Source organism: Synechococcus sp. BA-124 BA4, assembly GCF_034931165.1.
Map to the genome: position 1 here is coordinate 1 of NZ_JAYGIA010000063.1, position 12,420 is coordinate 12,420.

The following is a 12,420-nucleotide window of genomic DNA, read 5'->3' on the forward strand; positions in this document are numbered from 1 at the left end:
CGGCTGGGCCCGGGCGGCGGAGCGCTGCGTCTGTCCCCAGAGGGCAGGCCCGGCCACCGCCACACCCAGGCCGGCGAGCCCCAGGCCCATCACCTGCCGGCGCTTGAGGGGAGAGGTCATCAGCGGTCCTCCGAACAGCCAGAGGGAGACGCAGCTCCCTGGATTCAAGGTAGGGCTTCCAGTAGAGGGGAGAGTCAAGCCCTGGAAGCATGGCATCGGCCGGCGCGGATACGCTGCGCCCTTGCCCCTTGACTCTCCAGCTAAGAGGAGACCATACGGTGAGGTGTTGTGACCCTGCCGCCATGCGCCTGTCCCGCTTCACCACCACCTTGATCGGGCTCGCCTCTGCCCTCAGCGTGGCGGCTCCTGCCCTGGCGCAGATGCCCGGTGGCATGAATCACGAAGGGCACCAGGGCATGCCGGGGATGATGGACATGCCTGGGGTGTCTGCCCCTGCCGGATCCTCGCCGGCCCATGCCGGCCATGCCCATGACGTGGGCCCCGCCGGCTCCACCTACGACCTGCGCTTCATCGACGGGATGGTGCAGCACCACACCGGCGCCCTACGGATGAGCGAATTCGTCTTCGACATCGGATCCCCCGGTGTGGGAGCCCTCGGAAAGACGATCTGGCGGGACCAGGCCAACGAGATCCGGGCGATGGGGTTGTGGCGCAAGGCCTGGTATCCCCAGGCGCCCGTCTACCCCGTGGCCCTGGCAAGCGGCGGTGATCCGAACAGCCTCAGCGGCCTCACCCGCATGAGCCAGGCCCAGATCGATGGCATGCGAATGATGAGTGAGCTCCCCACCAGGGACAACCGGGTGGTGTGGTTCCTTGAGGGGATGCTCCACCACCATGGCGGGGCGCTGATCATGGCCCACGACGCCCTGGCCAAAAGCACCAACCCCACGATCCGGCGCTTTGCTCGTGGGGTGATCGTGGCCCAGCGCGCCGAGATCATCGAACTGCGGCGGATGCTGGCGGTGGATGGATTACGCAAGAGCGAATATCACAACTACGACGCCCTATTTGCGCTCTAGTCCACCACCTCCAGCACTCCGCGCACCATGTTCATGCCGCAGTGGAAGGGATAGACGCCGGCTTCGGTGGGCGGCAACTCCAGGCTGGTGGTGGCCTCAAGGGGGAGATCGAGGGTTTTGTGGAAATCGGGGAAGATCACCTGAGCCACGCAACCGCTCGGATCGATGCGGTGAAACGACAGCCTCAGTGGCCTGCCGGCCTTCACCTGGATTCTTGAGGGCGTATAGCCGCCATCGACGGTGATGGTGATCTCCTGCACGCCCGCCTCGCTCTCACGGGCCGCCACCCCACCGCCATGGCGGCCGAGGAACCACCACAGTTGCCAGGCAATCAGCAGCAAGCCAACCATGGCCACCAGCCCTTTGAGGGCCACGGGTTGATCGATGGTGCGCCAGAGGGGCGCTTCGGCAGCAAGGATCAGCATCAGGTGGTTGGAAGAGGTAGGCGCGCGGGGCGGAAGTTCCGCAGCCTCAGGGCATTGCTCACCACCGACACCGAACTGAAGGCCATGGCGGCGCCGGCGATCATCGGGCTCAGCAGCCAGCCGGTGAGGGGGAACAGCAGGCCGGCGGCGAGCGGGATGCCTGCCACGTTGTAGGCGAAGGCGAAGAACAGGTTCTGGCGGATGTTGGCCATCGCGGCGCGGCTGAGCTCGATCGCCGCCGGCACCCCGGCCAGGTTGCCGGAGATCAGGGTGATGTCGCTGGCGGCGATCGCCACATCGGTGCCGGTGCCCATGGCGATCCCCACATCCGCCTGGGCCAGGGCGGGGGCATCGTTGATGCCGTCGCCCACCATCGCCACCGGGCCATCCCCCTGCTCCTGCAGCTTGCGAATCACCGAGGCCTTGTCGGCGGGGCGCACCTCGGCGATCACCCGCTCGATCCCCACCTGGTCTGCCACCACCTCGGCGGTGCGGCGGGCGTCACCGCTGAGCATCACCACCTGCAGGCCCAGGCGCCGCAGGGCGGCCACGGCAGCTTCTGAACCGGTTTTGAGGGGATCGGCCACGCCGAAGCAGGCCTCGATCCGCCCGTCCACCACCGCGGCCGCCACACTGCAGGCGGCGGCCTCGAGGCGCTCCACCAGGGGCTTGAGGGCGGCGGTGTCGATGCCCAGCTCCTCGAACCAGCGGGGGGTGCCGACCCGCACCTGCTGGCCGGCGACCACCCCCTGCACGCCGCGGCCGGCCACCGCCTCGAATCCCTGCACCGCAGGCAGGTCGGCATCCTTCAACTGGCTGCGGGCATAGGTGGTGATCGCTTCAGCCAGGGGGTGCTCCGAGCGGGATTCCAGCGCGGCCGTGAGCGCCAGCAGGGTGCCGGCCTGCAGCACGCCGCCGGGTAGCCGTTCGAAATCGGTCACCTCCGGCTGGCCTCGGGTGAGGGTGCCGGTCTTGTCAAGCACGATGGTGCGCAGCTTGCCGGCCGTCTCCAGGGCTTCGGCGCTGCGGAAGATCAGACCGTTCTCAGCCCCCTTGCCGGAGGCCACCATGATCGAGGTGGGGGTGGCCAGCCCGAGGGCGCAGGGGCAGGCGATCACCAGCACGCTCACCAGAAACAGCATCGCCAGCACAGGGTTGCCGCTGATCAGGAACCAGACCACAAAGGCCGTGATCGCCATAGCGATCACCACCGGCACGAACCAGCCCACCACCTGATCGGCCAGGCGCTGCACCTGGGTGCGGGAACTCTGGGCCTGGCGCACCAGCTCCACGATCTGGGCCAACACCGTGTCGGCCCCCACCCGGCTGACGCGGAAGGTGAAGCTGCCGCTGCGGTTCATCGAGGCGCCGATCACGGCATCACCGGCGGCTTTGGCGACGGGGGTCGGTTCACCGGTGAGCATCGATTCCTCCACCCAGGAGGTGCCTTCGCTCACCTCCCCATCCACCGGGATCTTTTCGCCGGGACGCACCTGCACCAGGTCACCCACCACCACCAGCGACACCGGAACGTCAACCGGTTGTCCATTCCGCACGACCCGGGCGGTGGGGGGCTGCAGCTGCAGCAGCCGCCGGATGGCTTCTGAGGTCTGCCCGCGGGCCCGGGCCTCCAGCAGGCGGCCCAGCAGCACCAGGGTGAGGATCACCGCGGCAGTTTCGAAGTAGACGTCGGTCGGCAGGCCTTCGGCGATCAGCACCTGCGGGAACAGGGTGGTGAACAGCGAGGTGAGGTAAGCGATGCCGGTGCCGGCCGCCACCAGGGTGTTCATGTCGGCGGAGTGCTGGCGGAAAGCCGAGACGGCGCCGGTGAAGAAGTCACGTCCGCACCAGAACAACACCGGTGTGGTGAGGATCAGCTGGGTCCAGGGACTGGTGAACCACAGCGGTAGGTACGGAAGGCTGTGAAGCCCCAGCATGTGGGGCAGGCTGGAGACCATCACCAGGACAGTGAGCACGGCGGCAACGCTGACCTTGCGGCGCAGCAGGGTGCGCTCCCGGGCCAGCTCCCGCTCCATGCCGTCCGCCGATCCGGCTGGACCCTCGGCATGGCAGCAGGGTGGGCCGGGGGGAGGGGCGCTCATTGGGGGCGTGACATCAGGGACCTGGCGTTGGCGCGGGGCTATCCCTTCACGCTAGTGATGTCCAGTTAAATGGAGAGTTATGTCCCGTGATTTTCGTATCCTGGTTCTTGATCTTTTGCCTTTGAGCTCAGTGATGTTGCTCCCTTTCGGGGGCCGCCGAGCAGCAGTCCGACGCCGGAGATGGCAATGATCAAGGTGAGAATTCCGATGATCGCCGAGTAATAGGGCTGCAGGTTGAGCACCCCGAAGTTGCCCGTGTGGACCTTGAGCAGCCAGAAGGCATCGATGTTGTTCGCCAGCATCAGTCCATAGATCGAGCCCGACAGCGCGGTGATGATCAGGGGGATCGCTGCGATCGGCACCAGGGCTCGATGGATGCGGCGGCGCAGGTGGCGGCGGCTCATGGGGATCCCCGGCGGCGCTTGGGGTCAGTTGTTCTGCAGGGCCTTGTGGAGCGCCTGCTCATTGGCACAGGGCATCCACAGCGAGCCCATGGCAAAGGCGCCCTTGCACTTGAGCTCGACGGCGCGTTGCTCCGCCTCCTGCTTGGTCTTGAACATGCCCTTCATGTGGGCCGCAGCGGGTGCAGTGGTGAGGAGCGGGGCGAAGGCCACCGCTGAGAGGGCAGCCAGCAGGGCCCATCGGCGGCCTAGCAGACGTGGGCTGGAGTGGCGCTGGTTCATCGGGTGATCGCTGGGAAGGTCAAAGAAACGGGGGCGGTGGGGTCACTTCTCCTTGGAGATGGCTTTTTCATAGACACCAAAGTTCTGGCAGGGCATCCATTCCTTGCCCATCGCGAAGGCGCCGCTGCACTTCAGTTCCTTGGCTCGCTGTTCCGCAGCGGCCTTGCTGGGAAACATGTCGTTGGCCTGGGCCCGAACGACGCCGGGGCTCAGCAAGGCGCCAGCCGACAGGAGGAGAGCCAGAGCGATGCGGTTCACGGAGTGATGGAGCAGCAGGCCTGGGTCAGTTTAGAGTCTCCCCACGGGAGGAGAGTCAAGCCCATGACAGCCGTTGGCATGAAGATCGGGGCCCTTGCCGGCCGCAGTGGTCTGCCGATCAAGACCCTCCGCTACTACGAAGATCTCGGCCTGCTGCCGGCGGTGGGCCGCAGCGAAGGCGGTTACCGCCTGTTCGGTGAGGAGAGTCTGCGGCGCCTGGAATTCATCCGGCGGCTCAAGAGCCTCGGTCTGACTCTTGATGACATTCATGAGTGTCTGGCGGTGCACGATGCCGGGGAGCTCCCCTGCGGCGACATCCAGCGGCAGCTCCAACGGCAGATCGATCTGGTGGACGAAAGGCTGCGGGAGCTGCGTCTGTTCAGGAGGGAACTGCAAAGCCTGCTGCAGAACTGGCAAAGCGATCCAGCGCCGAACACGGCCGTGATCTGCCCGAATCTCAACGTCTGAGCAGCCCCCGGCCGGCGGAGGTCGCGTGAACATTCGGCTGGATTGTCAATCCACTCGCGAGCCCGTGGCCACCTTGGAGATGGACAGTTCGCGAGCGGCGTCGAAAGGATGGCCAACATCGATCCACGCCGAAGAATCTTCGGACGGCCAGCAGTGCTGCTGCTGGCCACGGGAGGCATCATTACGGTCTCCCTTTGGGCTGGCACCCGGTGCCTGTCCCAGGGTATGGGCGGTGCAGGCATGCCCGGCTACGGGGGCGGTGCCGGCATGCCCGGGTATCGAGGAGGCGTGGGTGGCCCGGGCCAGATGGGGATGGGCCACTCGGATCAGCAGTTCATCGTGATGATGATCCCCCACCACGACGGGGCGATCGCGATGGCCGATCTCGCCCTCACCCGCGCCAAGCGGCCCGAGATCAAGGAGTTGGCCAAGAGCATCAAGGCCAGTCAGACCAGCGAGAACGCCCAGATGCGCGCCTGGTACCGGCAGTGGTTTGGCAAAGATGTGCCCAGCTGGGGTCCGGGCACAGGCTGGGGTTGGCAGAACGGCATGGGCATGGGTGGAGGAATGGGCATGGGCGGGGGCATGGGCATGGGCATGGGACAGATGGGTGGTGGCACGAACCTCTCTGCCCTGAGCGCAGCCCCTGACTTCGACCGTGCCTTCATTGAGCAGATGATTCCCCACCACCAGATGGGCGTGATGATGGCCTCGATGGCCCAGACCAATTCGCAGCACCCGGAGCTTCGTCAGTTGCAGCAGGCCATGGTGCGGGTGCAGAGCGATGAAATCCAGCAGATGTCCCAGTGGTATCGCAGCTGGTACGGCACACCCTGAGGCCACCCATGGATCCGTTCTTCATCACCGACACGCCGAAATCCTTCGAGGAGGCGAGCGTCGCCCTGCAGGAGGCGGTGGCGGAGCATGGCTTCGGCGTGCTGGCCGTGCATGATCTAGGCCTCACCCTGCGCAGCAAAGGTCAGCCGTTCCCGGAGCAGTGCCGCATCTTCGAGGTGTGCAACCCCCAGCAGGCCGCCGCAGTGCTCAGCACCACGATGGCGCTCAACATGGCACTGCCCTGCCGGATCTCCGTCTACACCGAAGCCGGCCAGACCCGCATCGGCATGATCCGCCCCGAGGCGATGCTCGCCAGCCTCTCGGCCGATCCCTCCCTGAAGGAGCTGGCACGAGCGGTGGAGGCCTCCACAACGGCGATCATCGAGGCCGCTGCGGCTTAGCTAGCGGCAGTATCTGAGCGGCTGCGAGACCAAGGAGTCTCTGGACGCTGAATTTCGGGCCAGCCGGCTGCGCTACAGGGTCAGGCAGGTGCCGGGTGGGATCACCCGCCCCTGGGACTACCGCCGGGGCCGCAGAGGCGCCGTGATCCCCGATGGCACCACAGGGGTGGTCACCGCTACCGCTGTAGGGAGATCGGCTCCTATGCCCGCGCCCAGGAACTGCTGCGCCAGGGGCACACCGATCTCGATGGCAACGGCAATGAGGAAGCCTGTGAATCATTGCGCTCACTGGGTTTCTGCAGGTACGGGAACAGGCACTCCAGCGGGCCACCGCCAGCTGAAAAGGGACGTACCTTGAAGTTGAGGGGAGACCCGGGAGCCAACCCGATTCTCGCCCTCCAACAGAGTCCGGCCAGGGATCACCTGAGCCGGTGTGCACAGCGGAGGTGCGCCAACGATGCGACACACAACAGTGAACTCGGTGACGCGGCGCGAGCGTCATCCCGTAGCCACAGAGAGCGATACGCCAGTTCTGTTTCCCGCGTGTTGAAACCCCGGGCTGCTGTATCCGGGCCGGGATCACAGCCGAGAAGGTCAAGCCCCGAGCATCTCTTCCCAGAGACGTGATCCCCATTCCTTTCCTGCCAGGCCCCAGACAGGCGATGCGTGAACCACAGACACCCGACCGGCAGCCCTCGTGTGAGGAGAGAACCGCCTCAACCGGTGCAAAGGCGCCCCGCACGGGGCGCCTTCCTGTTGGGGGGACAATCACCAGACCACACCAGCGCTCCTCTGACCTCCCCCCGATCGCCCCTGCAGATCCGCCCTTTTGAGGCAACCGACTGGCCGGCGGTGTGGGCGCTGGTGGAACCGGTGTTCCGAGCTGGTGAAACCTTCCCCCACGACCCGGCCATCAGCGAGGCCGAGGCCCAGCAGGCCTGGGTGGAGCACAGTCAGGCGGTGATGGTGGCTGTGGATCCGGCCGGGGATGTGGTGGGCACCTACTACCTGAGGCCCAACTCCCTCGCGCTCGGCGCCCATGTGGCCAACGCTGGCTATGTGGTTGCCGAGCAGACGCGGCGGCTGGGGATCGGCAGTCGCCTCTGCCAGCACTCCCTGCAGGCGGCCAGGCGGCTGGGGTTCCGGGCGATGCAGTTCAACCTGGTCGTGAGCACCAACACCGCCGGCATCCGCTGCTGGCAGCGCAACGGCTTTCAGGTGGTCGGCACCCTGCCGGGGGCATTCCTCCACAAACGGCTGGGTTATATGGACGCCCTGGTGATGTTCCAGGGCCTAGTGGAGGGCCCACCCCCATGAAGGTGGTACCACTGCGGCTGCAGCCGGGCGCCGACCTGCGCCGGGTGATGGAGGCCTGGATCGCCGAACAGGAGGAGCAGGCCGGCTGCGTGCTCAGCGCCGTCGGCAGCATGTCGGTGGCCCAGTTGCGCCTGGCGGGGGCGACCGAGGCCACGGCAATCAGGGGCGACCTGGAGATCCTCAGCCTCTCCGGCACCCTGTCGCCCGATGGCGTCCACCTGCACATCGCCATCTCAGGCAGCAGCGGCGCTGTGATCGGCGGCCACCTCTGCGTGGGTTCGCTGGTGCGCACCACCGCGGAGCTGGTGATCGGTCTTCTGCCGGAGTGGCAGTTCAGCCGGAAGCTGGATCTGGCCACCGGCTACGCCGAGCTGCAGATCAAGGCTCAGCCAGAGCGGTGATCGCCCGCAGGGTCTCCAGCAAATCCGGTAGTCGCTGCTGGCTGGCTTGATCCGGCGGCAGGAACGCAGGCAGTGCCTCCAGGAAGGCAGAGGTTTTCAAGAGCTCAAGGAACTGAGCCGCCAGATCATTCCTCAACTCAAGCGGGCTGAGCCTGCATTCCTCCAGCAGCGAGGCACGGCCGTCGACCACCGCCATGAGGTCCTCCAGGTCGTGACTGAAGAGAAAATTGCCCTGGCCGCGACCGCGAAAGGCCTCCAGCTTGGTGGCCAGGAACACTGGTGCGGTCACGATCCGAATCGCGCAGCCACTTGGCAGCTCTTGAAGCTGGGCGGTCTCTAAGGCGAGGGGATACCAACGGTTGGAGAAGCCCAGGATCTCGCCCTGGGTTGGCATCAGATCGAGAATGAGATCGTCTGTGCACCAGCGGCAGAGGGGTGCCCCTGGCCGGCTGTCCTCCTGGAAGCCCCGCTGCCGCAACTGCCTCCCCAGCTGGTGGTAGTCGGCCCTGGCGATCACGCTGCAGATCACATCCACGTCCTGGGTGGGCCGGATCTCTGGCATCGCCGGATCCGTGATCAGCACACCGGCCACGGCGCCGCCGACAAAGACCAGCTGCTCGAGCAGCGCCTCACCCAACTGCTCAGCCGCCCGCTCCAGCAGGGAGACGTTGGGGTCGTTGGGGTTCATGGTTGCAGCCGCTCCTCCAGCAGGGCCAGCGCCAGGGCTTGTTCCCGGGCGCTGCCGCCGCGCACCGCGTCGAACAGGGCCAGCAGCTCCCCCAGAGCCGGGTTGCGCTGCGCCGCCTCAGGGACAGTGGGGTAGAGCGGATGAAAGGCAATACCGCGGGTCGTTCCCTTCTTCCACGGCCATACCGGCGGTGGGTCATGGCCCGGGCGGATCTGCTCGCTGAGGGGGGAGGCGGCGTAGCCGGTGGGAACACCGCGGCTGAGCCCGCCCTGGGTGGCCGGGAAGCAGTAGCGGGCCCCGTGCTGCACGAAGGATTTCAGGGCAGCGCGAACCACGGAGGGCTTGCCAGCCTCATCCTTGATCGCCAGCCTGGCGGCCACGGCACGCTCCACCGCCGCATGGACCTCCGAGGCCGTTAGGCCAAGCTCGGAGCCGAGGGCCGCATAGGTGGGCGCCGGGCCTGGATCCAGAGCCAGACGCAAGAGCACCACCAGATCCTGCGGGCGCAGGACGAGCTGGGGATTGGAGGGTGAGCGGGCCACGGTCGCACCAGGCCATTCGGCATTCGCGAATAGCGAATATAGAGCCTCCAGCCTGCCTGTCCCTGCGCGGCTTCAGGTTGGCGGAGCAGCCGGCGGCAGCAACCGCTCGATCGCTTCCTGGGGCACGCCCACCTGCTGAGCGATCAGCAGCACCAGTTGCTCCAAACGAACGAGGCGCTGCTCCAGGGCCTGGAGCTCAGCGGTGCCGGCCTTGCCGCCCGTAGCTCCCGTCCCCTTCCCACCTGAAGGGGTTTTGGTCTTGGGAGGGGGCAGCAGGGACAGAGGGGGCGGGCCGTTGGGATCCGCCAGCAGCAGGCCCACCATCACGTCCTTCCGGGCGCGCTTGGCCACCTTGATCCCCCTCTGCGCGCAGAGCTCCTGGAGGACATCGCCTTTCAGGGCCAGCAGCTGGGCTTCCGTGGCGGGTGCGCCGCCCTCGGGCTGGATCAGGGCCCGGGGTTCCTCGACGGCGGTGGCGCCCTCGCTCAATTCTTCCGCCAGGCCGCGATAGAGCCGGGCATCGGCCTGGGCCAGCTCCCGCAGGGTGGAGCGGAGGGTATCGGCGATTTCACCCATGGTCATCGGCTCCTTTGGCTTGATCCTGGGGCTGCGGCTGCTGTGGTGGTTGCAGCTGAGGGTCTGTGGGCTCGGCCGGCTGCTGGGGCTGATTCCCGTTCGTGCTGACGTCGATGGGCCCCGGCACACCGTCCCCGGGCGGCGGGGTTGTCGCGATTGCGGGTCCGTGGCCGTTGCCGCCTGGTGGGGGTGGCGGCGGCGTCAGCAGATCTTGCGACTTATCGATCAGCTCCTGCTGCTTCTGCTTGAGATCGCCGAGGCGGTCCTTGGTGCGGCCCCAGCGATTGATGAAATGAATCACCGCACGCATCAGATCGCCGAGATAGCCACCGCCTTGAAAGGTATGGCGACCTTTCTTGTAGCGGCTAAAGCCATTCACCAGATCATCGCCAGCATCTTCGATGTCACCGGCGATCGCCGTCACGATCTCCAGCAGCTCGTAGAGTTCCTTGCGTTGGGGCAGGTCACGGCTGGCCAGGGCCGTGATCCGTTCCTTGAGCAGAGTGGTTTCATCCTTGGCCTTGTTGGCCAGGCGCCGATGCTGGGCCCGGCTGCGCATCAGGCTGGAGTAGCAATTCCTCAGCTCCAGGTAGGTGCTGTTGAGCACCTCACGTTCCAGTGGTTCCGGATCTGGTGGGAAATCAGAGGTTGGGGGCAGGAAGACCATGCCAGGCAGCACATCGACTTCCATCTTCCGAATGCAGCTGCAAGGTGCAGCGATTCACTGGAGGCTGGATCTATGCGTGGGGTGAATAGTTCCGGCATCACCCCGCGTGGCGACTGAGGCGAGAGGGGTGCGGAAGGAGCTGCAGATCCGCGGCAATCTTCATAATCTCGTCGGAATCGTCCGAACAAAGCGGAATCAGTCCGACCAAGGCCGTCTGCGGTCGCTGCTCTTTCGCAGGAGAATTGATTCAGAACGGGGCCAAGGGGCTGAGGCTGTGCTCACTGACGCCTGATCCCCTCTCGCCATGCCCCAAATCGACCTGCTCCTCGCGGCTGAGCTGCTGGTGGTGCTTCCCATCGTTGCCACCATGAACCGACCCTCTCCGCTGTCTGGGGCGCCAGATCCGCCAATGCAGGAGCCAGAGCCGCCCGTGCAGTGGTCTGCGGAGACCGACCTGCATGCCCAACGCATCCTGCGGCTGGAGAGCCGCCGGACCGCAGGCCCGGCTCCTCTGCGCTGAGGCCTGCAGCGATGACGCTCCTTAGGATCGGCTGGCGATCTGGTGCTGGTCAGGAGGGTTTCGGGATGCTCGGCGGTGCAGACCAGAAAGCGCTCTTTGATTACTGGCACGACCGGGTGCGGCTGACCAACCTCACGCGCCTAGGGGCGCGCGAGCATGTCACCACCCAGGAGCTACGGCATGAGTGCACCAACTACGACGAACTGCGGCGGCTGAAACCTGTTCAGGAGCTTGATGAACTGGAGCGCTGCCGCGTCATCGCGATCATCAAATACGAGTGCACAGCCAAGGTGCTGCAGCGCCGCACAGGGCTGTTGCGTGACTACGCCCGCCAATGTGAGGAACAGGCTCTCGATCACCGCCAGAAGGAGAGAGGGTTGCTGGCCCTCATCACCAAGCTCAAAGACATCCTCAAAGGGAGGGATGTCAAGATCCTGCGACTGGAGTCGCGGATCGAATCCCTACAAGCAGAGAACGAGGCTCTGCGAACGGAGCAGCAGCAATCCAAGGCTGAAAGCCAGTTGCGAAAAGAGCTTGATGCGCTGCAGCGCGCTTTCGAAGCGGAGGTGGAGCGCCGCAAGCAACTGGCCAAGAACAACCAGAGCCTCGGTGGCCGCGTCGCCCACACCAACCGCTACCGGCGGGAGCGCGATGAGCTGAGCGAAGCCCTCAGGATCGAACGGCAGACCAGCCAGGCCCTGCGGCGGGAGCTGGAGCAACTGCGCGGCGGTGAGCAGCTGGGGCTGGACCTCGCTGAGTGAGCACGATGCCCCGCAAGTCTTCCCCTGCAGTGAAAGGAGCCAAGCCAGTCGCCAAAGCCAAGGCAGCGGCCAAGGCAACCGCCAAGGCGCCGGCTCAAGCCAGGTCTGCGCGGCAGAAGGAACCCTCGCTGGCCGACCTCAAGGGCCAGGTCTTGGCCCTGGCAAAGGTCTCCAGCACCAAGGAGCTCAAGCGAGCCAACGTGGATCTGCGCCATCTCGATTTCCGCCTCAAGGCCAGCTGGCGCTCCGCCTTGGGGGTCCTGGAGCAGGCGGCGGTCGCCATGGAGGAGTGGGACCGGAACCCACCGGAGGAATACAAAGAGCTGTTCGCTGAGATTGATCAGGCGGCAGCGGCCTACAGCGCCTCGATTGAGCAAGGTCTCAAGCTGAGCAGCCAGCTGCGCGACGCCGCAGACGACCTGGAGGCCGTCGCCGGTGAGCTGCAGCAGGAGGCCGAGGAGCTCAAGACCATCGAGCAGGCCTCCCGCAAGCAGCGTCGGGTCCGCTCGCTCAACTGAGACCGCGACCAGCTGAAGCCCCTTCAGCCGGGCTGATACACCGCCAGGGCAGTCTCCAGCTTCTGACGGTGCTCGTCCCTCAGAGCCTGGTGTCAAGCGACATCCGGAATTGGTCCTCCGGCGACATGAAATCTGGCCCACCCTGTGAGGCTGTAGCCCCGGCTTGTTGACGCCGTAGCCGGCGCCGGTTGGTCTTGCTCATCAGTCCATTGGGAT

The 12,420-nt window shown here is 66.0% G+C and carries 18 protein-coding genes; 9 read left to right on the forward strand and 9 right to left on the reverse strand.

All coding sequences use genetic code 11. The features are described from left to right. Positions 1-302: 302 nt before the first annotated feature. Positions 303-1,040 (forward strand): DUF305 domain-containing protein, encoded by a 738-nt coding sequence (locus VB734_RS06895; RefSeq protein WP_323243200.1) that lies wholly within the window; start codon positions 303-305, stop codon positions 1,038-1,040. Here VB734_RS06895 and VB734_RS06900 read toward each other — a convergent pair. The 5 genes from VB734_RS06900 to VB734_RS06920 all read right to left on the reverse strand — a co-directional run bounded on the left by VB734_RS06900 (position 1,037) and on the right by VB734_RS06920 (position 4,508). Next, positions 1,037-1,465 (reverse strand): cupredoxin domain-containing protein, encoded by a 429-nt coding sequence (locus VB734_RS06900; RefSeq protein WP_323243201.1) that lies wholly within the window; start codon positions 1,463-1,465, stop codon positions 1,037-1,039. The two genes, VB734_RS06895 and VB734_RS06900, sit on opposite strands and share 4 nt — an antisense overlap. Next, positions 1,465-3,567: a copper-translocating P-type ATPase gene (locus tag VB734_RS06905; protein ID WP_416238046.1), complete on the reverse strand. Its 2,103-nt coding sequence runs from the start codon at positions 3,565-3,567 to the stop codon at positions 1,465-1,467. Before VB734_RS06905 ends, VB734_RS06900 begins: the two co-directional genes overlap by 1 nt. A 77-nt stretch (positions 3,568-3,644) precedes the next feature. Then, positions 3,645-3,971 carry a hypothetical protein gene (locus VB734_RS06910; RefSeq protein WP_323243202.1) on the reverse strand — a complete coding sequence of 109 codons (327 nt, stop codon included), beginning with the start codon at positions 3,969-3,971 and terminating at the stop codon, positions 3,645-3,647. Between the two features lie 24 nt (positions 3,972-3,995). Continuing rightward, positions 3,996-4,250 carry a DUF3721 domain-containing protein gene (locus VB734_RS06915; RefSeq protein ID WP_323243203.1) on the reverse strand — a complete coding sequence of 85 codons (255 nt, stop codon included), beginning with the start codon at positions 4,248-4,250 and terminating at the stop codon, positions 3,996-3,998. A 42-nt stretch (positions 4,251-4,292) separates the two neighbouring features. Next, positions 4,293-4,508 carry a DUF3721 domain-containing protein gene (locus tag VB734_RS06920; RefSeq protein WP_323243204.1) on the reverse strand — a complete coding sequence of 72 codons (216 nt, stop codon included), beginning with the start codon at positions 4,506-4,508 and terminating at the stop codon, positions 4,293-4,295. A gap of 63 nt (positions 4,509-4,571) precedes the next feature. Here VB734_RS06920 and VB734_RS06925 point away from each other — a divergent pair, with 63 nt between their 5' ends. From VB734_RS06925 to VB734_RS06945, 5 genes are all read left to right on the forward strand, one after another. Further along, positions 4,572-4,976 carry a heavy metal-responsive transcriptional regulator gene (locus tag VB734_RS06925; RefSeq protein WP_323243205.1) on the forward strand — a complete coding sequence of 135 codons (405 nt, stop codon included), beginning with the start codon at positions 4,572-4,574 and terminating at the stop codon, positions 4,974-4,976. A gap of 240 nt (positions 4,977-5,216) precedes the next feature. Beyond that, positions 5,217-5,813 carry a DUF305 domain-containing protein gene (locus tag VB734_RS06930; protein ID WP_323243206.1) on the forward strand — a complete coding sequence of 199 codons (597 nt, stop codon included), beginning with the start codon at positions 5,217-5,219 and terminating at the stop codon, positions 5,811-5,813. An 8-nt stretch (positions 5,814-5,821) separates the two neighbouring features. Further along, positions 5,822-6,214, forward strand: a complete 393-nt coding sequence (locus VB734_RS06935; RefSeq protein WP_323243207.1) for a DUF302 domain-containing protein — start codon at positions 5,822-5,824, stop codon at positions 6,212-6,214. A 723-nt stretch (positions 6,215-6,937) separates the two neighbouring features. Then, the gene (locus VB734_RS06940; RefSeq protein ID WP_323243208.1) at positions 6,938-7,531 is read left to right on the forward strand and encodes a GNAT family N-acetyltransferase; all 594 of its coding nucleotides are present in this window, start codon (positions 6,938-6,940) and stop codon (positions 7,529-7,531) included. Further along, positions 7,528-7,932 (forward strand): PPC domain-containing DNA-binding protein, encoded by a 405-nt coding sequence (locus VB734_RS06945; protein ID WP_323243209.1) that lies wholly within the window; start codon positions 7,528-7,530, stop codon positions 7,930-7,932. Before VB734_RS06940 ends, VB734_RS06945 begins: the two co-directional genes overlap by 4 nt. Here the strand turns inward: VB734_RS06945 and VB734_RS06950 are convergent. The 4 genes from VB734_RS06950 to VB734_RS06965 all read right to left on the reverse strand — a co-directional run bounded on the left by VB734_RS06950 (position 7,910) and on the right by VB734_RS06965 (position 10,429). Beyond that, positions 7,910-8,620 carry a hypothetical protein gene (locus VB734_RS06950; RefSeq protein WP_323243210.1) on the reverse strand — a complete coding sequence of 237 codons (711 nt, stop codon included), beginning with the start codon at positions 8,618-8,620 and terminating at the stop codon, positions 7,910-7,912. The two genes, VB734_RS06945 and VB734_RS06950, sit on opposite strands and share 23 nt — an antisense overlap. Beyond that, on the reverse strand, positions 8,617-9,162 hold the full coding sequence (locus VB734_RS06955) for a hypothetical protein (protein WP_323243211.1): 546 nt from the start codon (positions 9,160-9,162) through the stop codon (positions 8,617-8,619). The genes VB734_RS06950 and VB734_RS06955 overlap by 4 nt, the downstream gene beginning before the upstream one ends. A gap of 72 nt (positions 9,163-9,234) precedes the next feature. Further along, positions 9,235-9,738 carry a hypothetical protein gene (locus VB734_RS06960; protein WP_323243212.1) on the reverse strand — a complete coding sequence of 168 codons (504 nt, stop codon included), beginning with the start codon at positions 9,736-9,738 and terminating at the stop codon, positions 9,235-9,237. Further along, positions 9,731-10,429 (reverse strand): hypothetical protein, encoded by a 699-nt coding sequence (locus VB734_RS06965; protein WP_323243213.1) that lies wholly within the window; start codon positions 10,427-10,429, stop codon positions 9,731-9,733. Before VB734_RS06965 ends, VB734_RS06960 begins: the two co-directional genes overlap by 8 nt. 280 nt (positions 10,430-10,709) lie before the next feature. On the opposite strand from VB734_RS06965, the gene VB734_RS06970 reads away from it, so the two are divergent. The 3 genes from VB734_RS06970 (at position 10,710) to VB734_RS06980 (ending at position 12,204) form a co-directional block, all read left to right on the forward strand. Then, on the forward strand, positions 10,710-10,925 hold the full coding sequence (locus VB734_RS06970) for a hypothetical protein (RefSeq protein WP_323243214.1): 216 nt from the start codon (positions 10,710-10,712) through the stop codon (positions 10,923-10,925). Positions 10,926-10,990: 65 nt separating this feature from the next. Further along, positions 10,991-11,686: a hypothetical protein gene (locus VB734_RS06975; RefSeq protein ID WP_323243215.1), complete on the forward strand. Its 696-nt coding sequence runs from the start codon at positions 10,991-10,993 to the stop codon at positions 11,684-11,686. A 5-nt stretch (positions 11,687-11,691) separates the two neighbouring features. After that, complete coding sequence (locus VB734_RS06980; protein ID WP_323243216.1) at positions 11,692-12,204, forward strand: hypothetical protein; 513 nt, start codon at positions 11,692-11,694, stop codon at positions 12,202-12,204. Positions 12,205-12,420: the final 216 nt, after the last annotated feature.